Here is a 21,792-nt window from a genome sequence, read left to right as displayed (position 1 = left end):
CCACGCTTATGGATACCCGAGTTTTATACGTTGTTGCGATTTTAATAGCAGCCCTAAGCGGTGGTTATTATTATTTCAGTGGAAAGGGCAAACGGCTTGAGGTGAATTCAGGGCGTAACATGACTTATTCCGCAAAAGGCATTCATCTTACTCAAACAAATGAGCAAGGTAATCTGTATGTAAAAGCCAAGGTTGACCGACTGGAACAGGATATGCAACAGAAAACGTCCAGGCTTGATAATCTGGATGCTTCTATGTATGAGGACGGGACAGTTAATGCTACTTTCTTTGCACGTCAGGCCAATAGCTTTAACGACAATGAAAAAATTGTCTTATCGCAGGATGTAGTGGCTACCCGTTTGGGCGCACAAGGGCCTATGGAGTTTCGTACCGATAAATTGACAGGTTATCCCAAGCTAAAGCAGCTGGAAACTGACCATCAGGTTATTGTACAGTCACCTCAGGCAGAATTTGTAAGTCAAGGTTTAAAAGCCAATTTAAATAAAGGTCAATACGAATTCTTTAATATTCGAGGAAAGTATGTCCCAAGCACTTAATTATAACCGAACTTCAACTTTCCTGAGACAGGCTGTACTTACTGCATTGCTCGGAGTAACCTCTGTAGCCGCTTTGGCTCTACCTTCTGACCGTAATCAGCCGATATCACTGGTTGCTGACCGCGCAACCTATAATGAAAAAACTGGTATAACCACTTATACCGGTAATGTTATTATCGAACAGGGTACTATGAAGCTTCAAGCCAACTCAATTGTGGCTCAGCTTAATAAAAGCCGCCAGATCAGTACGATTACTGCTACAGGCAAACCTGCCAAGTTCCAGCAGCAGCTCGATACCAATAAAGGTCTGGCTCGTGGCGAAGCCCAAAAGATAGTTTACAATGCTGAAACTGGTATTATTACGCTTTCTGGTGGAGCTTATCTCTATCAGAATGGAGCAAGTATTCGTGGAAACACCCTGCGCTATAGCATGAATAAAGGCGATATCGAGGCTGTTGGCTCATCAAACAGTACAGGTTCATCGACAGGCCGGGTACAGATTATTATTCCACCATCAGCTTCAAAAAATTTCCCGGGAGCACGTGATTAATGGAGCAATCACTAAGCCAGCCACAAACCCTTACTATTAAGCATCTGGCAAAAAACTATAACAAACGCTGGGTTGTGAAAGATGTGTCTTTTTCCATGCAGAGCGGTCAAATTGTTGGTCTCCTGGGTCCAAATGGAGCCGGTAAAACGACCAGTTTTTATATGGTGGTCGGCTTGGTCCGTATGGATAAAGGTGAAATCCATCTGGATCATCTGGATCTTTCAGATCTGGCCATGCATGAGCGTGCGCGTAAGGGAATTGGCTATTTGCCTCAGGAAGCATCAATTTTTCGCAAGCTGACAATTGCTGAAAATATCATGGCGATTCTGGAAACCCGTAGAGACCTGAATAAACAGCAACGTCAGCAACGTTTGAATGAACTACTGAATGACTTCAAAATTACTCATATTAAAGATTCATTAGGTATGAGTGTTTCTGGTGGTGAACGCCGTCGGGCCGAGATCGCACGTGCTCTGGCTGCCGATCCGAAATTTATGCTGCTGGATGAACCCTTTGCAGGCGTTGATCCGATTTCAGTAGGCGATATTAAAGATATTATTCGTAATCTGAAAGAACGTGGCATCGGTGTACTCATCACTGATCATAATGTTCGTGAAACCCTGGCTATTTGTGAAAAAGCTTATATTGTCAGTGAAGGTGCAGTGATTGCAGAGGGTACACCGCAAGAAATCTTGGAAAATGAAACAGTGCGGCAGGTCTATTTAGGTGAGGATTTCACAGTTTAATTAGACAGTCTTTTTTTTGATCCTACTTCTAAACTGCTCATAAGCTCTTTTATTTTACTGAAATTTAAAATAAATCTTGTGAGCTTTTTCCTTAATTACAATTTTAAAAACCAGTAAAACTATTTAACAAAAATTACGGTTCAGTTATTAAAAATATGTAAAATGTAAAAGTTCCAAATTATACCTATAGCAAAGCGTTCAACACTGTAACCCTTTTATGAAGAATAAAGTAATTAATAAAAAAGTTAATGGATTAATACCTGCGGTTCTATGTTTAACCCTAGCACCTTTAACTATCTTAAATGCCGCCACTCCTGGTGAAAGTTACCATACTTTAAAAACCAATCTTGTCCAGTTGTTCTCACCTCAGCATAATGAATCATATCGACAGGTAAATATTGCAGAACTTAGCAATTTTCAGCTGGATCGGTCTGCTATTCAGGAGTTGCCTGTAGTGGGTTCAGCTAGTCCGGCGTCTGTTTCGACTCAAGTCTCCACAGAGCTTTCACTGATTGAAGCAGTGCGACTGGCTGTGCAGCGTAATCCGCAAATCACTCAGAGTATTTCGTCTGTTGCTGCACAAAATGCCAATATTGATGTGGCCAGGGCTGGCTATTATCCACAGCTTTCAGGTGGTTTAAGTACGGGTGATATGACCACAGGAGAGCGGGGCCGACAGTTGCTGAGCCTGAATGCCATTCAGATGCTCTACGATTTTGGCAATGTCCGCTCTGGTGTGAATACTGAATAAGCCCGATTACAGGCTGAACAGGCCAATGTGCTGGTCAGTATTGATGAGATTGCACTTGAAGTTGCTAATGCCGTGATTAACATTAAGCGGTATCAGGAGCTTAGCCGGATTGCCCAGCAGCAGATCAGCGGTATTCAATATATTCTGGAGATTGCTAACCTGCGCGCTAAAGCAGGTATCAGCAGTCAGGCTGATCCGGTACAGGCCCAGTCTTATCTTGAATCCGCCCAGGCAAATCTAATTGCGCAGCAGTCTTTTCTGCGGCAGTATCAGCAACGGCTGCGTACCTTGCTGGGCTTTGAAGTCAGTCACACTGGCTGGATCATACCAGAAACACTGGTAGCCCGATCAGCGTTATATGAAGAGCCACAATTTACTACGATCCCGCAGATGATGCTTGCTCAGGCACAGGTCGAAATTGCAAAATCGCAAAGAGAACAAACCCGGTTAAGCCGTTATCCAACCTTGAATGTTAGAGGTTCGCTGAGCCAGGCAGTTAATGGCCAGAATCCCAACAATAATGAAGATGATGGGCTCTACAGCTCTGTCATGCTAGAGGCTACCAGCAACTTTTATCAGGGCGGGGCAGTAACTTCGCAGACACGCGCAGCGGGTTATGCGGAACAGGCAGCCCGCGCCAGAGTTAATGCAGTTTATCTTGATGTGCTGGATCAGGTACGGACTACCCGTGAACAGGTTGAAAACAAGCAGAGACAGATGCAGGTACTCGTTGCAAGACAGGCTACCACTGTGCGGACAAAAGAGCTCTATCAGGAACAGTATAAACTTGGAACGCGGACGGTAGTGGATTTGCTCAATGCCGAACAATCCATCCATTCCTCGGCTTCAGAGATTGAAATCGCCCGTTATGACATTTATGACAGTATTGTTCAGAATATTGCGGCAACAGGACGTTCACGTGATGTCTATGACTTAAATAATATTTCGATTCAGGGATTTGAAATTCAGCCATGAGTACAAAAATAAATTACCAGCCTTGGCTACAGGGCGTAATGACGGTTGCCCGACATTACCGTATTGAAACCTCTGAAGAGCGCATTCGTTTGCAGCTGGACTGGAACCAGATCCAGACTCTGGATGAGGTTCTGTTATTGATGACCCGTCGGGTAGGTTTAAACTTACGTAAGAGCAAATTTACGCCCGATATACTGAATCCCTGGCGTTTGCCGGTTCTGGTTGAATTCCAGAATGGACAGGTAGGAGTGATTGACAAGGCTGACACCGCCGGTAATGTCAGTATACAGCTGAGTGGCGATCAGGGCCTGGCGCAAAGTTTTAAAGTAGATGAGCTACAGCCAGTCATTAAAACTGTTTACATCCTCCGGCCTGAGAGTTCGGTACCTGATGCGCGGATTGATGAATATATCAAGCCTTATGAAGCTAACTGGTTCTGGAGCATTGTCCTCAAGGACTGGAAACGCTATATCGACATCATGTTTGCCTCTCTCATGGCAAATATTCTGGCACTGGCGACTATTATCTTTTCCATGCAGGTTTATGACCGGGTCGTACCTTCCCAATCCATTCCAACTTTATGGGTTCTGGCTGGAGGGGTACTGATTGCTGCGATCTTTGAATTTATCATGCGGGTAGCCCGGGTTTACCTGTCCGATATTATTGGCAAACGTGCTGACCTTAAAGTTTCAGATCGGGTATTTGGTCATGCATTACGGATTAAAAACAGCGAACGTTCAAAATCAACCGGAACTTTTATCTCCCAGATACGTGAACTCGAAGGTGTAAGGGAGCTGGTCACCTCAACCACAATCAGTACCATTGCTGATTTACCTTTTTTCTTTCTGTTTCTGGTTATCTTCTGGATCATCGGTGGCAACCTGTTCTGGGTGATGCTGCTAGTGGTACCGCTGATGATTATTCCCGGTATTCTGGCCCAGAAGCCGCTGGCCAAGCTTGCGCAGGAAGGCATGCGTGAATCATCTATCCGAAATGCCATACTGGTTGAAGCCGTACAGGGAATTGAAGATATCAAGCTGCTACGGGCAGAATCGCGCTTTCAGAACCAGTGGAACCATATGAATGAAGTCTCTGCCGATATCAGTATGAAACAGCGCAAGATTGTTGGCGTAATGACAGCCTGGACTCAGAAAATCCAAGGACTGACTTATGCCATTGTAGTGCTGGTCGGTGCCTTTGCCGTAATGGAAGGTGACATGACCACTGGTGCACTGGTAGCCTGCTCGATCCTGTCTTCACGTATGCTGGCGCCAATTTCACAGATTACGGGTGTGCTGGGGCGTTTGCAGCAGGCTAAAGTAGCTAAACAGAGTCTGGATGAGCTAATGAAAAAACCGGTAGATCAGCCTGAGCGGGCCAGTCTGATTCACCGGCCTGTATTATATGGCAATTATGAGCTCAACGGCACAGTCTTTAAATATGGTGAAGATGACCCGAAACCCAGCCTGATGATTCCAAAGCTCAGTATCCGTGAAGGTGAAAAGATTGCCATACTTGGCCGCAATGGTGCCGGTAAGACGACTTTGCTACAGTTGCTAGCCGGAATGCAGGTTCCCCTGCAAGGGAATATTGACCTGGATGGATTAGACCTGAACCTGATTGACCCGTCAGATGTACGCCGCGATGTAGCTTTGCTTAACCAGAATGCTCACCTGTTTTATGGCACCATTCGCGAAAACCTGACTTTGGGCGCGCCTCTGGCCAGCGATGAGGATGTGTTAAAGGCACTGGCAATTACCGGTGCACTGCATTTTATTAAAGAGAAAAAAGAAGGCTTGGACCATATTATTCTGGAAGGGGGAATCGGGTTTTCGGGTGGGCAGCGTCAGGCATTGTTATTAGCCCGGTTACTGATTCGCCAGCCTAATATTTTATTGCTGGATGAACCTACCGCTTCTATTGATGACGTTTCAGAAAAACAGCTGATTGACCACCTTAAGGGCTGGCTGTCACACCGTACCCTGATCGTGGCAACCCACCGGCGTGCAGTGCTGGAACTGGTAGACCGGATTATCATTATAAATGAGGACCGGATCATGATGGACGGGCCAAGAGACCAGATCCTGCAGCAAACTGTAGCAGCACAGCCCCATAAGACCATTCAAGGAGGCCAGGCATGAATGATCACAAACCTGAACTGCAACGTTCTATGACAGTCTCTTACCGGGAGCCTCCTTTACCCAAATCAAGTCTGGTAATCTGGGTTGTCGGCTTATGTCTGCTGGTACTGCTGGTCTGGGCCTGGCTGTTTAAACTTGAGGAGGTCTCAACCGGAACCGGAAAGGTGATTGCGTCATCGAAAGAACAGGTAATTCAGTCCTTGGAAGGTGGCATATTGACCCGTCTCAACGTTAAGGAAGGTGATATTGTCGAGCAGGGACAGGTACTGGCCCAGCTTGACCCAACCCGCTTTGCCTCCAATGTAGGAGAGTCCGAGTCGCTGCTAGTTTCGGCACAGGCAACTGCGGCACGCTTGCGCTCTGAGGTAAATGGTACGCCATTATCATTTCCAGAAAGTGTACGTAAAGTACCGGCACTGGTTCAGGAAGAAACTGCGCTCTATTATTCAAGGCGCAGCAATCTGGAACAGTCCATGTCGGGACTTAAACAGGCATTGGAGCTGGTCAGGCAGGAACTGGTTATGACCGAGCCGCTAGTCGCCAAAGGGGCAGCCAGCGAAGTTGAAGTCCTGCGTTTAAAGCGTGAAGCCAATGACCTGCAAAACCAGATGAATGATCTGCAAAACCAGTACTATGTAAAAGCACGAGAGGAACTGGCCAAAGCGAACACAGATATTGAAACCCAGCAGCAGGTGGTCAAAGGTAAATCTGATACTCTGCAGCGTACCACTTTCAAGGCGCCGGTCCGTGGAATTGTAAAGGAAATTGATGTAATGACCCGCGGTGGGGTAGTACCGCAAAACGGTAAGCTGATGACGATTGTTCCCTTGGATGAACAGCTGTTGATCGAAGCACGCATCTCTCCCAGGGATATTGCTTTTATTCGGCCGGGACAGGATGCGCTGGTAAAAATCACGGCCTATGACTATTCAATTTACGGTGGACTCAAGGGGAAGGTAACCGTAATTTCACCGGATACCATCCGTGATGAAGTGAAGCAGGACCAGTTTTACTACCGGGTTTACATCCGTACCGCTACGGACAAGCTGATCAATAAGGCCGGGCAGAGTTTCGGAATTACCCCGGGGATGGTGGCAACGGTAGATATTCGTACCGGACAGAAAACAGTACTGGACTATCTGCTTAAACCATTTAATAAAGCTAAGGAAGCTCTACGGGAACGTTAAGAAACTTACTTTGAAAAGCCTCCTGAGGGAGGCTTTTTTATTTTTAAAATTAAACCGGTTATACTTAATATTTGTTGCAACATGTGATGGTGATATGCCGTTTACAATCTCCTCCCCAGTCCAGTTTGAAGAAGAAATCAAGAAGAGTCGTTTCCTTGCAATTGCTGCGCCTGTAGATAATGAACAGGCAGTAAAAGATTTTCTTGAAACTTATAAAGATCATAGTACTACTCATCAGTGCTGGGCTTGGAAAATTGGGCATCAAATCCGTTTTAATGATGACGGGGAACCTTCAGGAACAGCAGGCCGTCCTATTCTTGCCACTATTGAAGGGAATGAACTTACCAATGTTATTGTCTTGGTTAACCGCTGGTATGGTGGAATCAAGCTGGGCACAGGAGGGCTGGTACGGGCTTATGGTGGATGTGCTGGACAGTGCCTGTTGCTGGCAGAAAAGGTCGAAGTAATTGAGAAAAAACAGGCTTACTTCTGCTGTCATTTTAATGAATGGGCTATATTGCAATATGAACTTAACCAGCAGCAGATTGAGTTTCAGGAAAATTATACAGCTACAGGAGTAGAAGTGGAGCTACTTTTGCAGGTGCATCAGATTCATTCCTTTAATTTAAAACTTCAAGATATTAGCCGGGGACGGGAACAGCTAAAATTACAGGAGCAGGAGCATGCCTGAACAGGATCCTTTACTAAAATATAGAGATCAGCATAAGCACCGCCTGAATTATATGCCTTGGCTGTACTATACGTTAAAGCCCAAGCATCGGGCCTGGGCCGAAGCATGGCAGCAGGAATATCAGGCTTATCTGATGGAAATGGAAACAGTAGAGATTGGTAAAAACTGCTTTATTTCACCACTTGCCCATATTTTTGCCGAACCGGGACGCAAGATTATTATTGGCGATCATAGCTTTATTGCAGCAGACTGTACCTTACATGGTCCAATTGAGATCGGGCAGGAAGTCGCGATTAATCACCATTGTATTTTAGATGGTGGTCGTGCTGGAATCCATCTACACGATCAGGCCAGGATTGCTGCTTATTGTCATCTGTATGCATTTGATCATGGCATGGCACTTGAACAGGCGATCTACCAGCAACCGGTACGTTCTCAGGGAATTGAGATTGGGAAAGATGTGTGGTTAGGTGCACATGTTGGTGTAAAAGATGGTATCAAAATAGGAGCACATGCAGTAGTCGGTATGAATAGTATGGTGACACATGATGTGGCTACCTGTGAAATTGTGGCAGGAAACCCGGCTAAACTGATTCGCTATCGGAAATAAAAACTGCATTCTAATATAGAATATTTATAAATGATTATTTTACTGACAGGTTTTCCAGTTTAAAAAATTAACGCATAAAGTACTTGCTTTGTGATAGCTTAATTTATGACATTAAAACATATTGGGCGTTAAGACCTAAAGAGAGGCGTAAAATGAACCGTGTAATTGCATGTATTGACTCATCTCCATGTATCAATGCAATTGCTGAGGCAGCTGCCTGGATAGCATCGAAAACACAACGAGAACTAGTGCTATTACAGATTCTGGATTATTACCCTGCCAGTTATCATTTGGGAGAAATTAGTGGCGTAATCGGCTTTGAAAGTAATGCCATGCTCTTGAAAGAACTGGCAGAACTTGAACAGAAACAAAGTGAACTTGCCATGGATTATAGTAATAATCTGCTTAAACATATTTCTAATCTGATTCAAGAAAAATACGGTATTACCTGTACTAAAATTCAGGAAAAGGGAGACTTTCTGGAGCAGAGTTTCAATTTGCTCCATGAAGAAGATATTGTTGTGATTGGCCGTGTGGGTGAACGCTCTGCTGAACGTAACAAAGCAATTGGCAGTAACGTTGAAAACTTTATCCGTGGTGTAAAAAGTACGGTAATGACGGTAGGTGAAACGTTTAAGCCACCAACACGGTTTATTTTTGCTTATGAGTATTCACCGACCTGTCTTGCCATGATGCGCCGCATTGCAGTGAGCGATCTACTTAGACAGTTACAATGCCATTTGCTTTATGTAGGTGACCAACCCGAGGTTCTAAATGAGCCTACTCAGTTCTTGAAGAATGCAGGGCTCGATGTTGTAGTAGAATATCGCTATGGAGATGTAGCAGAAAATATTTTAGATTATCAGCGTGAACATGGAATTCAGATCATTGTTCTGGGAGCGTTTAGTCAGAGTAAAATTCGGCAATTTTTCTTGGGCAGCATCGCTACAACTATTTTCCGTAACGCGACAGTTCCGCTATTAGTAGCAAAATAATTGGTCTTTAAAGACCAATCTATTTAGCCATTAATATATTTAGAATAAGTTGTAAAGTTTTAAATAGTATTAAAAAAGTCCATATAGTTATCCGCAATTACTGTGGATAACTATATGGACAGTATATGTAATATATTGGAATTTAAAAAATTTTTTATAGTGATTGTTTTTTATGCTTTTGAGTTTTTATTTTACAATAGCTAATGCAAACCCATCGTGACCTTTACTCCCGACTGTTTGTAGAGCTGTAGAAGATAGAAGCCGTGGGTGATTTTTTAAGGCCTCAAACAAATCGCGGATACCCTCAATACTTGGTTTTTTATTTTCAGGATTGATGATTTCACCGGCACGTATGACATTGTCCATGAAAATTAAAGTCCCTGAACGTGAAAGGTTCAAGCTTAATTCCAAGTATTCAGAATAACTCTGTTTGTCGGCATCGATAAAAATAAAATCAAAAGGTTCAGCATTCTGTTCAATTAATTCATTTAAAATATCAGCAGCACGTCCAACTTTTAAATCAATTTGAGCTGCTAGTCCGGAATGCTCGATATTTTCCTGTGCGACAGCAGCATGAGCTTCACGGCCTTCGATAGTAAGCACATAACCTTCATCACCCAGTGCTCTGGCTAACCAGACTGTGCTATAAGCAGCAAAAGTACCCAGTTCCAGAATTCGCTTGCAATTGTTCATCTGGATCAACATTTGCAGAAGCATTCCCTGATTAGGGGCAACTGCCAGATGTTCAGGCAGACCTCGACGTGCTGTATTATCTACAGTTCGTCCTAAACATGGATCATCAGGAATTAAATGTGAATCAATAAATTGGTCAACCTCTGTCCACATCTGCTGCATAATTTGATCACCTGTATTTTCATTGAGGCAATTGTAAGCCTTTCTAGTCAGAGTTCAATTTACCTTAAAAAGATTCGGTGGTTTTTTCTGCAATTTCTGATTGTAAAAAAGGAGGCATAAGCTTCCTGTATCTGACAGAAATTCAATTAGAAATGACACATTGAACTGTTACGGGTCAGATCTGGTCCCCAAGTACGGTAACCATGAGTATCAATGTGAATTTGTCCAGAGGCATACAGACCAAGTCCCATATTAAAGCTTTGCCCATGCTGAGACCAGAATTGGCATAATTTAAATTTGGTATTTTCAATGAAAGCATAATCTTCAGGTTGAGGAAACTCTGGCCCTATACGAAAATCTATAGCTGAATTGAACAAATGGCGTGAAGAATTGGCCCCACCAGCACATTGATTTAAAGGTAAATCCCGATAGACTGAAGTCACTTCAAAATCGGTCAGAATTTTAGACGCTACCAAGTATTTAAATATACGTATAGTTGCCAGCTGGTTATTCCATAATTCACGATTTGGGATGGCATATTGTGAGCGGCCACATTTTTGCCAGTCACGGGCAGTACGCATGAGTTCAAAACTGGGGATAATATTGCCGACGTTATTGCGTTCCAGAAACTGTTCATACTCGCGCACACGTCTAAGATTATCGCCTGAAGCAAGCCAGGTTTGGTAAGAATTAGGAACAACTTTAGGTGGAATCAGACGTTCAATAATCACGCGTTCCTGTGGTATAAAAATACGTTTTCCATGTGGATGGGCCATATTGCCTTGTTGCGGCGCAGTAACACAACCACTCATCACCAAAGGCATAATGCCAATTGCCATTATACCTTTCAATAAATGCTTCATCGAAAAATCAATTACTTATAAATTGGATATCTATTCTAATTCAAAAATGTCGGGAAAAATGGGAAAAATTGCAATCTAATGTTTAATTTGAGTATAAAAAAAGATCAGCTTATGCTGATCTTTTCTCATTTTATTTCTCAAGATACTGGAGCTTGTCCGGTTTGCCATTCCACTCTTCACGGTCTGCTGGCTGTTCACCAATTTGAGTAATATTTGGCCATTTTTGTGAAAGGTCTGCATTAAGTTCGATAAACACTTCCTGACCTTCTGGAAGTTCATCCTCAGAGAAAATTGCATTGGCCGGGCATTCTGGTTCGCACAGAGCACAGTCAATACATTCATCAGGATTAATAACCAGGAAATTCGGACCTTCATAGAAGCAGTCTACCGGGCAAACTTCTACACAGTCTTGATATTTACATTTAATACAGTTTTCAGTGACAACAAAGGTCATGGCGACAGCTACCTAAAAATACGGTTCTAATGAGTAATGCGCTATTTTAGGCAAAAATCTACTCTACTAACAATTCCTTTTATTGATATTTGTTATTTATATGCATGAAATACAATTAGAATATTAATATTTAAACAGTACTAAGCAAAACAGTCTTATATTTTCTCAAAAAATTTCATAAAAATAGTAATTTAAAAACAAGAGCATAACTACCAATAAAGAGGATAGGAATAAATTTCGTCTAAAAATGAACACTAAGATCTATAAAAAATAATGCCTTATTTATACCAATATTTTTTAAGATTAATTCTTGGCCGAGTTATTTTATTGTAGCTTGAAAATCTATTACTGATTCCAAGCTCAGGATTGATTGTTGTAATAGAAGTTAAGATTTATGAGAGAAGTTTAAATCCCTGATCAATTATACTGTTTAAGTGGTTAACTCAAGGAGTGTAAAAATAATCTGAAAATAGAACCCAAGATTCTTGGTCTTATCTGCATAAAGATGTCTGCATTTATCTTATAACGAGATAAAGATAAACTTAATTTTATAAATTATAGATTTGAAAATAGATAAGCTGTACAGAATGCAGATAGAAACAGCAATATATAAAAATCGCACTGAATAGTGCGATTTTTATATTCAGATTTGTGGTCTGTTTTCAGCCTTTACTCATCGTCTGCTCAAGCTGATCTTTGAGTTTATAGAGCTGAGCCAAAGCTTCCCGTGGAGAAAGACTATCGACATCAAGCTGTTCTAAAGACTCTAGTACAGGAGAAGTTTTTTCAACCTCCATTATCGTCTCCGTGACTGGAGAAACTACGGGGGGAACTACATCAAATAGATCATTTTGTACTACTGTCTGTAAATGCTGTTGCTGCTGCTTTTCCAGAATTTTGAGGCGTTTTTGCGCTTCTTTAATTACACTGGCGGGGATACCCGCAAGTTTAGCTACTTGTAAACCGTGACTCTGGCTTGCTGGTCCAGGCTGTACCTTGTGTAGAAGAATCAGATTGCCATTCATTTCTTTGGCTGTTACATGATAGTTATCTATACCAGCTTCCTGGCCAAGTTCGGTTAACTCAAAATAGTGGGTAGCAAACAGACACAGGCATTTAATACGTTTGGTTAAGTCCAGTACACAGGCCCATGCTAAAGATAGCCCATCATAAGTGCTGGTTCCACGGCCAACTTCGTCCATAAGTACTAAAGACTGACTGGTAGCGTGATGTAGAATCTGAGAGGTTTCTGTCATCTCTACCATGAAAGTGGATTTACCCGATGACAAATCATCTGCTGAACCGATGCGAGTAAAAATCCGGTCAATTGGTCCGAGTCGTGCAGACTGTGCCGGTACGAAACTGCCGCAATATGCCAACAGGCTGATTAGCGCAGTTTGGCGCATGAAAGTTGATTTACCTCCCATATTCGGACCAGTAATAATCGCCATGCGATGATTAAAATCCAGAGAAGTATCATTTGGGGTATAAGGGGTTTTACTTAAACTTTCTACGACTGGATGACGTCCAGCTATAATCTTGATCCCAACTTCAGGTGAAAACTCCGGGCGGTTCCAGCTTTTTAAGCGGGCCTGATAGGCAAAGTTGGCCAGCAGGTCTATCTGGGCTATAGCACTGCTCATAACTTGCAGACTGGCAATATCCTGACGCAGTTCTTCAAGTATTAATTCAAACAGGAGTTTCTCACGTGCCAAAGCACGCGATTCGCTAGAAAGTACTTTATCTTCAAAGCTTTTAAGTTCTGGGGTGATGTAACGCTCAGCATTCTTTAGGGTCTGACGACGAATATAATGCTCGGGTGCCTGCTCTGCCTGTGCACGGGTAAGTTCAATGTAATAGCCGCTGACCCGGTTATAACCAATCTTAAGTGTAGAAATACCTGTCTGCTCACGTTCCTGAATTTCCAGGTCGATCAGAAACTGGCCGGCATGGTCACGAATTTTACGTAGCTCATCTAACTCATGATCAAACCCTTCGGCTATTACATTGCCGTCACGTAATAATACTGGCGGATTTTCAACAATTGCTGAACTTAGGCGTTCAGATAAGACCTTAAAATCACCGAGTTCTTGATAAAGCTGATGAAGCATTTTTGTTTTTTTATTATCAATTACTGGCTGTAATGCATGACGTAAAAAAGGGATTTGGCTACATGCCTGACGCAACTGTACCAGATCACGGGGACGTGCAGTGCCTAAGGCAATACGGCTTAATACCCGTTCGATATCACTGATTTCTTTTAAAACCAACCTTACAGGAGCTTCATGATAGCCCTTAACCAGTTGCTCAATGGCATCAAGCCGAGCTTCTAAAATGACTGTATCACGTATGGGCTGCATCAAGGTGCGGCTGAGTAACCGTGAGCCCATTGCAGTCTGACACTCATTAATGAGATGAAATAATGACGTACCGTGCTCAAACAACGGATCAATAATTTCCAGATTACGCCGTGTAACTGGGTCAAGCGCAATAAAATCACTGCTCTGTTCCAGACGGATAGACCGAATATGCGGCAGAGCGGTTTTTTGTGTCTCTTTCGCATAGTGAATGAGGGCGGCGGCGGCGGCCTTCGCTAGAGGTAAATGATCAATACCAAAACCGGACAAAGTGGACACAGCAAACTGGTCGCACAACGTTTTTTGCGCATTATTTAAATTAAAATCAACATTTGGACGTTTAGTGACTGGACAATCAATCTGTTTCTTGATTTGCTCAATAATATTGGCATCGACGAGATCTTCATCGACCAGAATTTCGCTTGGCATTAAACGGGAAAGTTCAATTGCCAATTGTTCTGCTCTGTATTCCTGCTGTTGAACTTTAAAGATACCCGCGCTTAAATCCAGTAAGGCGATACCCACCTGGTTCTGCTGAAAACATAAGGCGACCAGATTAGAGCTTTGATAAGAACTTAACAGAGCATCATCAGTTAGTGTACCTGGTGTTAAAATACGTACAACCTTACGCTCTACAGGACCCTTGCCTGTAACTTCACCCACCTGTTCACAGATGGCGACTGTTTCGCCAGCTTTAACCAGACGCGCCAGATAGCCCTCTGCAGAATGATAAGGTACGCCCGCCATCGGTATAGGGTTGCCGTTAGCTTTACCGCGATGGGTTAAGGTAATTCCAAGAAGTTTGGCGGCCTTATGAGCATCATCAAAGAATAATTCATAAAAATCACCCATACGATAAAATAACAAGGCATAGTTATGTTGCATTTTGACTTTTAAGTACTGCTGCATCATAGGAGTATGGGGGGAGAGGTCAGCCATTATTTCTGTGCTATTCATGTATGTAAATCCTTAAATTTATAGAATAAATTTAGTTTTCTAGGAATTTTGGCTGTCTAACCAATTCGATGCGTACCTGACCTGAACGAAGAGAAAAGTATATCTTCTTCTATATTAAAATTGAGTCAATAGTATGTGAGAGTACGAAGGCACTCTACGGGTGTCATATTAACAAATCCATATAGATTCACAAAAAGGATTGCTCATATGAGTGAGTAAATTAACAACAAAAAGTCTGCTCTGTCAGTTTGTATCATAAATAATATGAAATTGAGTGATACTAATAAAAAGTCTTAGTGAATATGGGTGAAGAGTTATTTGTGGAAAGACAGGTCTTAAAAGCTTTATTTACCGATATAGAAGACCGCTAGATAATTCTTTGAAAAAATTACTTTGGGGAACTATCCACATATGTCTTTGGCTGAGGCGCGCATTAAGTTACAGCGTTTAAGTTATTGCGCTTTCAAGGAATCTGTCCTGTCTCTGAACGTAAAGAAGAAAAGTTAACATTTAAACAGAAAAAAGTAGAATCAATAGCTAATTTTAAAATATTGACCTTAAAAGATGTGATAGATCTTTACTTAACAGAAGTGATTGAAAATCGAGTTATTGTGGACCAGAGAACAGGAGTAAAAAGGATAATAAATGGAACAAGAAATTTAAAAGGGCGGCAAAAGACAAGAAGAATGTTATAGGTGGATGTGTTAAAGAACTTGGACAGAAACGAGCTGATAGTATTATAAAAAAAGATATTGTTAAGTTAATTAAAAGAATTATAGATGGCGGTGCACAAGTGCAAGCTGGGCGAGTTTTAGCAGAATTGATCGCTGCTTATGATTATGCTATTGATCTAGACCACTTTTCGGAAAGTTTTGCAAATCCTGCTTTACTGGTAAAATCGAGTTTAAAGCAAGCACGGATAAAACTCACTTCAAATAAGCGCACTCGAGTACTTTCTGATTCAGAATTAAGACATGTGCTTTCTTGGTTACCCAAATCAGGTTTTTCAACACATCATAAAAGTATCTTGATGATTGCGCTCTGGACAGGAGCTAGAACAGGTGAAATCTGTCAGCCGAGTGGAAGGATATTGATTTGGAGAAGGCAACTTGGCATTTAAAAGCCACTAAAAATGGTAGTGATCGTTTTGTACAGTTGTCAAAGCAATGTTTAAAGCACTTAAAATCTCTGCCAAGTTTAAATAGTCTCTATTTTTTCCCTCGTTCCGCACAGGAAAACCAATAGCCCAAAAATATCAAGAAAAGCAAAGATGGGTTTGTAAGCTAGTCAACAGAGCCAGAGATGGGACTAATGTAAAAAATAGATAGATCTGTATTTTTTTATAAAATTGAACTGAACAGACCGTTTTGTTAAAATTATTTTAACTAATAATAAATTTTTCATCATAATGTTGAATAATATCTTTGGTATTTTAGAAAAAATAGGATTTAGTGCTCAAAAACGTGCAATTAATGTTCAATTTTCAAATGAAGAACTTAATTCACAGATTATGTTGCAACGTATTGATGGTTATCATGGCATTAATAATGGACTCTCGGCAGAGCTTATTTGCTTATCTACAAACCCATATATTGAATTAAAACAGTTTATTGGATGTCAGGTTGCAGTTGACCAAGTTACAGATTCAGGTCAGCTTTTTAGAAATACGGGTATAGTCACTGGCGCTAGTCAAGGGCAAAGTGATGGTACTTTCAGTCTATACCGTTTGACTATGCAGGATGCAACAAGCTTATGGCATAAACGACGCAATAGCCGTGTGTTTATGAATAAGAGTGTTGTAGATATTATTGAGGTTATTTTTAAGGAATGGCAAAGTAAGAGCCCTTTATTTGCGTCGAGTTTACAGTTAGATACGAGTGGTTTAACCAAAACATATGATGTACACCCGTTTTCCATGCAGTCAAATGAAAGTGATTATGCATATTTAACGAGGATAATGCGTGAAGAATCGATTAATTGGCTTGTGGATGAGGTGAGTTATCTTGTAGCAAGTAATAGCCAAAGTATTGAAGCACAAAAATTACGTTTAATTGATGATAATGCTCAGTTTCAATCGCTTGAACGTAGAACTATTCGTTATCATCGTTCTAACGCAACTGAACAATATGACAGTATCACTAGCTTTATTGCACAAAGACAATTACAACCAACAGCGATACATATACAACGTTGGCAAGCGGATAGTCTTAGTCAGGAAGATGCCAGTGGTTTAGTGGTCAGCTCACATCAACACAGCGCTCTACGAGATAATGAAAGCTTAAGTTTAGAACAGGCATGGAATATATCTCCTGCGTGGATAAGTGATCTTAAAGGAGAGGATCAAGCCACAGCTTCAAGCAATAATCAGTTAGATCGACTGAATAAGCATCTTAACCAATACCACGCCTTGCAAGCCAAGTATTTTACTGCGCATAGCAGCGTACGTGACACACAAGTCGGTTATTGGTTCCAATTACATGATTATCCAGAGTTAGAGAAAAATCATAGTCAGCAAGATAAGGAGTTTTTAATCCTTAATAAGCATTTTTATAACCAAAATAACTTACCCAAAGATATACAAGGCCAAGTTGAAAAACTGTTGACCTTAAGTCACTGGCAAACCAGTAAAGACAGTGAACAAGAGCGTCAGGCCAATGAATTTGTAGTTGTTCGTAGAAATATTAATGTTGTTCCTGAATATGATCCATTGAAGCATCGCCCTGTTGCCCATGTACAACGTGCCAAAGTGGTTAGTGATGGCGAAGAAATTCATGTGGATGAATGGGGGCGAATTAAAGTCAGATTCTTATTCACACGTACCGATGACCATGCCCATGATGGGGGTGCAGGAGCTAATAATACTGATACAGACTCGGCTTGGGTAGACGTCCTCACTCCTTGGGCTGGTGAAGGTTACGGAGCACGTTTTTTACCTCGTAAAGATGAAATCGTAGTAATTGATTTCTTTGATGGCAACATTGACCGCCCTTTTGTAACGGGCCGCATCCATGAGGCGCAACGTTCTCCAACGAAGTTTGATATTAAAGGGCAACTTCCTGACACAAAAAAACTGAGTGGTATTCGATCCAAAGAGGTTGGCGGTAGTGGATATAACCAGCTACGTTTTGATGATACGACAGGGCAAATTAGCGCTCAGTTACATAGCAGTCACGGTTCTTCTCAGCTTAATTTGGGAAATTTAAGCCATCCGAAAGATAAAGCGGAAAGCGAAGGACGTGGACAAGGCTTTGAATTAAGAACAGATGAATGGGGATCTATTCGCGCTGCTAAAGGAATACTTTTAACATCCGAATCGTCAGAACAAGCGCAAGGCGAACAACTCACACGGACTAATATAAAAGCGAATATTAATTTTCATACCGAAAGTAATAAATACTTTAAAGAACTTGCTTCGGCTCATGAGGTGGATGAGCCTGATTTGGGGGCACAAGATACACTTAAAGAGAAATTTGATAAATGGAATGAAAATTCAGATGCTTTAGTGGCTTTGCATAGTGAATCTGCGATGATTTTAGATAGCAAAGAAAGCCTCCAACTTGCTGCTAAACAAAATATCGATGTTAGTACACCGAAAAATCTACAATTTTTTACTGGTAAAAGCTGGATTGCAAAAGCTCTCGATAAAATTAGTATTTTTGCCAAACATGCAGGAATCAAAATTAAATCTGGTGAAGGTGATGTAGAAGTAGCTGCACAGAAAGGAAAAATGACCTTAGCTTCCAAACAGCAAATGCATGTTTACTCACTTAATGATTTTGTCCGAATCGAAAGTGGAAAAGGAATTTTGATTACTGCCGGTGGCGGATATATCAAAATTCAGGATGGAAATATAGAAATTGCATGCCCTGGTTTAATGGAACTTAAAGCTGGTCAAATCCAGACAAAAAGCGGTGCTTCCCTTTCGAGCCAATTACCAGCAATGCCAGAACTAAAATCACAATATGACGAGCATTTTATTTTGCATTATCCAGATGGTGAACCTGCCAAGAATCTGAAGTACCGAATTACGGCTGAAGATGGTCAGGTTTTTGAAGGGGTATCTGGCGAAGATGGGAAAACTACAGTTTTTACCAAAGATGCGATGACAGCATTAAATATAGAAGTTTTTTCTCCTGAATAAAGGACTAAGGAAAGTTAATAATGAATTTATTAAAGCGCTTAACCCTTTGCTTATTAACAACAGTTTCTTTTAGTGCATGTTCAAATGTTGAGAAAGAACAAGAAGGAATTAAAGTGATTGATTATAGTAATCCTAAAAAAGTATGTTTTGGCCGAATTGAATTAACAGTCCCGAAAGAGACCCAAGTTGAATACAGTAACTTTAACTACAACGGCAGTAACATAGAAGTTGATGAAAGTGTAAAAACATACGAAGCATATCAAAAACTGATTAATGACAAAATTCAGTATTTAAAGCATGAACCTCATGAAACAGAGGGTGTTTTATTAAAACGAGAAATGCAAGGTCCTGTAAACCAAGCTGGACGTTCAGTTAGCCATATTATTGTTTTTAGAGATGGGCAATATGTCACGTCAATTTATGAAGTTTATGGCTATCTTTATTTAAGTCCAGGAAGGTTAGTTGTTCTAAAAAGTGGAGCCAGTAATGATTTATTGGATAATGCTATTGAGGACATGAAACACACATTAAAAAGTATAAAAATCCGATCCGCTAAAGAAACACACGCTGGTTTATGCTGGAAAGAGTTTTTTATTTTAGATGACATGAGTAAAAATATTCCATTTGGCGGTGGATATTTACACTTTAAATTCCCTAGTTATCCGCAAGTTCGGGCAGATGTCGCATACCGTGTAACCTATGACTCAGATTTGCACTTAATTGAACTGATGAAAAAGAACCAGCAAGAGTTACCTGCTATTGCGAAAACCTTGATGAGCATTGAGAATCTCAGAGAACATAAAAAGATAATAAATGGTTTGGCAGGTGAAGAAGTGCTGAATCATATGTCTCGACGTGGACATTTTGAAAGAGGCTATGAAGTAGGAGAATGGCAGTATCTAGGCACACTAGATAACCATAATGATCCTTATATTCAGTTTAGTTTTGATAGTGCAGACATGGTAAGACCTGACGACCCACTCAATTCAACAATCAGCCAGAAAGAAGCTCTTCGACTGAATGATTTTATTTTAAACAGTATCCAAATTACACCAAATAATAAAAAAGAGAAATAACATGGCGAACAAAACTATTGCACAAACAGGGTCGGCAACAAGTCCAACTACCAATAAGTCGGGAACTTATGTAGAGGTGCCATTACAGGACACAATCCCAATTATTTTTGTGCCCGGCATCATGGGTTCAAATATTTTTAATACCGTTTTGGGTAAGCCAGTATGGATGATTGGTAATGGCGTTTCTGGTCAAGTTAAAACCTTAACCAAACAGATGGGAAAAACTCCTGCTGAGCTACAGACAGAGTTAGACCCTTTAAACACAAGAGTGGATACAAGCGGTGATATCGTAGTGGACCGACGACTAAAGCTTACCGAAAAAACATTGCGGGAACGTTATTGGGGAACTGTACATTGGGATAGTTATGGTGGAATTCTAACTTATTTACAAATGGTATTGAATAACGTTGATTTAAATGAAAAACCGATTTATGCAACAGGCTTGGGAGGAGGATATGCTGCCGTTCAACAAATGAAACAGCAAGAGTCAGTTTATGAGTGGAAAAGTTTATTAAATCAGGCTGAGCCCTCAAATTGGTCCCCTCAAGAATCATTTGTGCCTATTAATCAACAGGAAATAGAGCATCTTAAGAAATTCCATTTTCCTGTCTATGCGATGGGTTATAACTGGTTACAGTCGAGTGAAAATGGTGCAGCGATTGTTGCCCAAAAACTAGATAAAATAAAGCAAGAATATGGTGCACGGTTCCATAAGTTTATTATCGTAACTCACTCTATGGGTGGTCTTTTAACGCGTAGATTAGTTCAATTACGTAGTGCCGATATTGCAGGTGTGGTGCATGGGGTGATGCCAGCTGAAGGAGCAGCAGCAGCTTATCGTCGTATTGTAGCAGGTTCTGGAGATGTCGGAGCTTTACCTGCTTATGTACTTGGTAAGAATACTGAACATGTTACTGCGGTGCTTGCAAATGCTCCAGGTGGTTTAGAGCTTTTACCAAGTAAAGCTTACAATAATGGACGGCCATGGCTATTCCTGAACGGTGCCGGGCTTATGAATGGGAAAGACTTACAAACCAATATCGCTCCTCTCCCTAAAAGTGACCCTTACGAAGAAATATATAAAGCTGACGGGGTGTGGTGGGAAATGGTCAAGAATGAATTAATTGATCCTGCTCGGATGATCAAGAAAGATAATCCTAGTCAGAGAGCCAAAGATGTATATTTCAAAAAAATTGAAAAAGTAAAAGAGTTTCATTCAAAAATTACCAATAAATATCATTCATGCACTTATGTTAACTATGGACATGACTCTAAACATTTAAGTTTTGGAACACTCACATGGACATTAGATCGGCCATTGAGGGGTTTAACAGCCGAGCAAATGAAAAGGCTACCAAGAGCAACAGTAAAGCAAATAGGTACATATCGCCAAAAAATTGTTCAAGAACAAATGGTAAAAATTAAAGAAGGCAAAGGTACCGATGCTAACAATCGTGACTTAGCGCTTGAGAATAATGGTATCCGCTATATTTCGTTAGTAAGTGGTAATCTGGGTGTCTTTTCAATCTCCAATCAAAACGCAGCTGGAGATGGTACCGTACCGCACCAGTCTGGTTCTGCTCCACTAAAGCAGCCTGGAGTTAAACAAGTATTCAAAATGAAAGGTTTTGATCATCAAGGTAGTTATAACAATATTCAAGTTAGGCGTTCGGTACTTTATTCTATAGTCAAAATTATTAAGGAAAATAATATTCAACCGAAGTATAGATAAGTGAAGAGTTATCTCCCCCTAGTTTAAGGCTTAAACAACTATGTTAAGTTCAGCAAATATTGAACATGAAATAACGCTAGCTTTAATTGGGCTAGTTAGCATTATTGTGTTAGTTATTACAGCTATTTTAGCTTTGGCTCAGATTAAAAGAAAA

General features: G+C 41.1%; 17 protein-coding genes and 1 pseudogene. 14 read left to right on the top strand and 4 right to left on the bottom strand.

Features of this window, described 5'->3' with window-relative positions; genetic code table 11:
* Window positions 1–8: 8 nt before the first annotated feature.
* The 9 genes and pseudogenes from lptC (at window position 9) to AC0VYT_RS08565 (ending at window position 9,203) form a co-directional block, all read left to right on the top strand.
* Window positions 9–557, top strand: coding sequence for an LPS export ABC transporter periplasmic protein LptC (lptC, locus tag AC0VYT_RS08605; protein WP_005019695.1), 549 nt, complete (start codon window positions 9–11; stop codon window positions 555–557).
* Window positions 541–1,107 carry a lipopolysaccharide transport periplasmic protein LptA gene (lptA, locus tag AC0VYT_RS08600; protein ID WP_005019696.1) on the top strand — a complete coding sequence of 189 codons (567 nt, stop codon included), beginning with the start codon at window positions 541–543 and terminating at the stop codon, window positions 1,105–1,107. Before lptC ends, lptA begins: the two co-directional genes overlap by 17 nt.
* On the top strand, window positions 1,107–1,853 hold the full coding sequence (gene lptB, locus AC0VYT_RS08595; RefSeq protein WP_005019697.1) for an LPS export ABC transporter ATP-binding protein: 747 nt from the start codon (window positions 1,107–1,109) through the stop codon (window positions 1,851–1,853). The genes lptA and lptB overlap by 1 nt, the downstream gene beginning before the upstream one ends.
* 217 nt (window positions 1,854–2,070) lie before the next feature.
* Window positions 2,071–3,579 (top strand): annotated as a pseudogene (locus AC0VYT_RS08590) (TolC family protein).
* Window positions 3,576–5,720, top strand: coding sequence for a type I secretion system permease/ATPase (locus AC0VYT_RS08585; protein WP_005019701.1), 2,145 nt, complete (start codon window positions 3,576–3,578; stop codon window positions 5,718–5,720). Before AC0VYT_RS08590 ends, AC0VYT_RS08585 begins: the two are co-directional and overlap by 4 nt.
* Entirely contained in the window at window positions 5,717–6,907 is a 1,191-nt protein-coding gene (locus tag AC0VYT_RS08580) for an HlyD family type I secretion periplasmic adaptor subunit (protein ID WP_005019702.1), read from the top strand. Before AC0VYT_RS08585 ends, AC0VYT_RS08580 begins: the two co-directional genes overlap by 4 nt.
* A 94-nt stretch (window positions 6,908–7,001) precedes the next feature.
* Entirely contained in the window at window positions 7,002–7,598 is a 597-nt protein-coding gene (locus tag AC0VYT_RS08575) for an IMPACT family protein (RefSeq protein ID WP_005019703.1), read from the top strand.
* Complete coding sequence (locus tag AC0VYT_RS08570; RefSeq protein ID WP_005019704.1) at window positions 7,591–8,208, top strand: acyltransferase; 618 nt, start codon at window positions 7,591–7,593, stop codon at window positions 8,206–8,208. The genes AC0VYT_RS08575 and AC0VYT_RS08570 overlap by 8 nt, the downstream gene beginning before the upstream one ends.
* Window positions 8,209–8,360: 152 nt before the next feature.
* Window positions 8,361–9,203 carry a universal stress protein gene (locus tag AC0VYT_RS08565; protein ID WP_005019705.1) on the top strand — a complete coding sequence of 281 codons (843 nt, stop codon included), beginning with the start codon at window positions 8,361–8,363 and terminating at the stop codon, window positions 9,201–9,203.
* A 186-nt stretch (window positions 9,204–9,389) separates the two neighbouring features.
* Here AC0VYT_RS08565 and AC0VYT_RS08560 read toward each other — a convergent pair whose 3' ends face one another.
* The 4 genes from AC0VYT_RS08560 to mutS form a co-directional block, all read right to left on the bottom strand.
* On the bottom strand, window positions 9,390–10,058 hold the full coding sequence (locus AC0VYT_RS08560) for an O-methyltransferase (protein ID WP_005019707.1): 669 nt from the start codon (window positions 10,056–10,058) through the stop codon (window positions 9,390–9,392).
* Window positions 10,059–10,204: 146 nt separating this feature from the next.
* Window positions 10,205–10,921 (bottom strand): D-Ala-D-Ala carboxypeptidase family metallohydrolase, encoded by a 717-nt coding sequence (locus AC0VYT_RS08555; protein ID WP_005019708.1) that lies wholly within the window; start codon window positions 10,919–10,921, stop codon window positions 10,205–10,207.
* A 130-nt stretch (window positions 10,922–11,051) separates the two neighbouring features.
* Window positions 11,052–11,375 carry a ferredoxin FdxA gene (gene fdxA / locus AC0VYT_RS08550; protein WP_005019709.1) on the bottom strand — a complete coding sequence of 108 codons (324 nt, stop codon included), beginning with the start codon at window positions 11,373–11,375 and terminating at the stop codon, window positions 11,052–11,054.
* A gap of 662 nt (window positions 11,376–12,037) precedes the next feature.
* The gene (gene mutS, locus AC0VYT_RS08545) at window positions 12,038–14,689 is read right to left on the bottom strand and encodes a DNA mismatch repair protein MutS (protein WP_005019710.1); all 2,652 of its coding nucleotides are present in this window, start codon (window positions 14,687–14,689) and stop codon (window positions 12,038–12,040) included.
* Between the two features lie 455 nt (window positions 14,690–15,144).
* On the opposite strand from mutS, the gene AC0VYT_RS08540 reads away from it, so the two are divergent.
* From AC0VYT_RS08540 to AC0VYT_RS08520, 5 genes are all read left to right on the top strand, one after another.
* Window positions 15,145–15,384: an RNA-binding protein gene (locus tag AC0VYT_RS08540; RefSeq protein WP_081402465.1), complete on the top strand. Its 240-nt coding sequence runs from the start codon at window positions 15,145–15,147 to the stop codon at window positions 15,382–15,384.
* A 98-nt stretch (window positions 15,385–15,482) separates the two neighbouring features.
* The gene (locus tag AC0VYT_RS08535; RefSeq protein ID WP_005405167.1) at window positions 15,483–15,809 is read left to right on the top strand and encodes a site-specific integrase; all 327 of its coding nucleotides are present in this window, start codon (window positions 15,483–15,485) and stop codon (window positions 15,807–15,809) included.
* A 288-nt stretch (window positions 15,810–16,097) separates the two neighbouring features.
* On the top strand, window positions 16,098–18,830 hold the full coding sequence (locus tag AC0VYT_RS08530; protein ID WP_005019712.1) for a type VI secretion system Vgr family protein: 2,733 nt from the start codon (window positions 16,098–16,100) through the stop codon (window positions 18,828–18,830).
* Window positions 18,831–18,850: 20 nt separating this feature from the next.
* The gene (locus AC0VYT_RS08525) at window positions 18,851–19,906 is read left to right on the top strand and encodes a T6SS immunity protein Tli4 family protein (protein ID WP_005019714.1); all 1,056 of its coding nucleotides are present in this window, start codon (window positions 18,851–18,853) and stop codon (window positions 19,904–19,906) included.
* 1 nt (window position 19,907) lies between these two features.
* Window positions 19,908–21,638: an esterase/lipase family protein gene (locus tag AC0VYT_RS08520; protein WP_005019717.1), complete on the top strand. Its 1,731-nt coding sequence runs from the start codon at window positions 19,908–19,910 to the stop codon at window positions 21,636–21,638.
* Window positions 21,639–21,792: the final 154 nt, after the last annotated feature.

The organism is Acinetobacter sp. QJM3NY_42 (assembly GCF_056173745.1).
The sequence above is the reverse complement of the archived record's forward strand: the minus strand, read 5'-3'. Positions and strand labels throughout refer to the sequence as shown.

Excerpts from the sequence above, each read along its gene's own strand:
- AC0VYT_RS08575 (WP_005019703.1), top strand. The coding sequence starts at position 7,002 with ATGCCGTTTACAATCTCCTCCCCAGTCCAGTTTGAAGAAGAAATCAAG.
- AC0VYT_RS08580 (WP_005019702.1), top strand. The coding sequence starts at position 5,717 with ATGAATGATCACAAACCTGAACTGCAACGTTCTATGACAGTCTCTTAC.
- AC0VYT_RS08525 (WP_005019714.1), top strand. The coding sequence starts at position 18,851 with ATGAATTTATTAAAGCGCTTAACCCTTTGCTTATTAACAACAGTTTCT.
- AC0VYT_RS08530 (WP_005019712.1), top strand. The coding sequence starts at position 16,098 with ATGTTGAATAATATCTTTGGTATTTTAGAAAAAATAGGATTTAGTGCT.
- AC0VYT_RS08520 (WP_005019717.1), top strand. The coding sequence starts at position 19,908 with ATGGCGAACAAAACTATTGCACAAACAGGGTCGGCAACAAGTCCAACT.
- lptA (WP_005019696.1), top strand. The coding sequence starts at position 541 with ATGTCCCAAGCACTTAATTATAACCGAACTTCAACTTTCCTGAGACAG.
- lptC (WP_005019695.1), top strand. The coding sequence starts at position 9 with ATGGATACCCGAGTTTTATACGTTGTTGCGATTTTAATAGCAGCCCTA.
- AC0VYT_RS08565 (WP_005019705.1), top strand. The coding sequence starts at position 8,361 with ATGAACCGTGTAATTGCATGTATTGACTCATCTCCATGTATCAATGCA.
- AC0VYT_RS08560 (WP_005019707.1), bottom strand. The coding sequence starts at position 10,058 with ATGCAGCAGATGTGGACAGAGGTTGACCAATTTATTGATTCACATTTA.
- AC0VYT_RS08555 (WP_005019708.1), bottom strand. The coding sequence starts at position 10,921 with ATGAAGCATTTATTGAAAGGTATAATGGCAATTGGCATTATGCCTTTG.
- AC0VYT_RS08570 (WP_005019704.1), top strand. The coding sequence starts at position 7,591 with ATGCCTGAACAGGATCCTTTACTAAAATATAGAGATCAGCATAAGCAC.
- mutS (WP_005019710.1), bottom strand. The coding sequence starts at position 14,689 with ATGAATAGCACAGAAATAATGGCTGACCTCTCCCCCCATACTCCTATG.
- fdxA (WP_005019709.1), bottom strand. The coding sequence starts at position 11,375 with ATGACCTTTGTTGTCACTGAAAACTGTATTAAATGTAAATATCAAGAC.
- AC0VYT_RS08585 (WP_005019701.1), top strand. The coding sequence starts at position 3,576 with ATGAGTACAAAAATAAATTACCAGCCTTGGCTACAGGGCGTAATGACG.
- lptB (WP_005019697.1), top strand. The coding sequence starts at position 1,107 with ATGGAGCAATCACTAAGCCAGCCACAAACCCTTACTATTAAGCATCTG.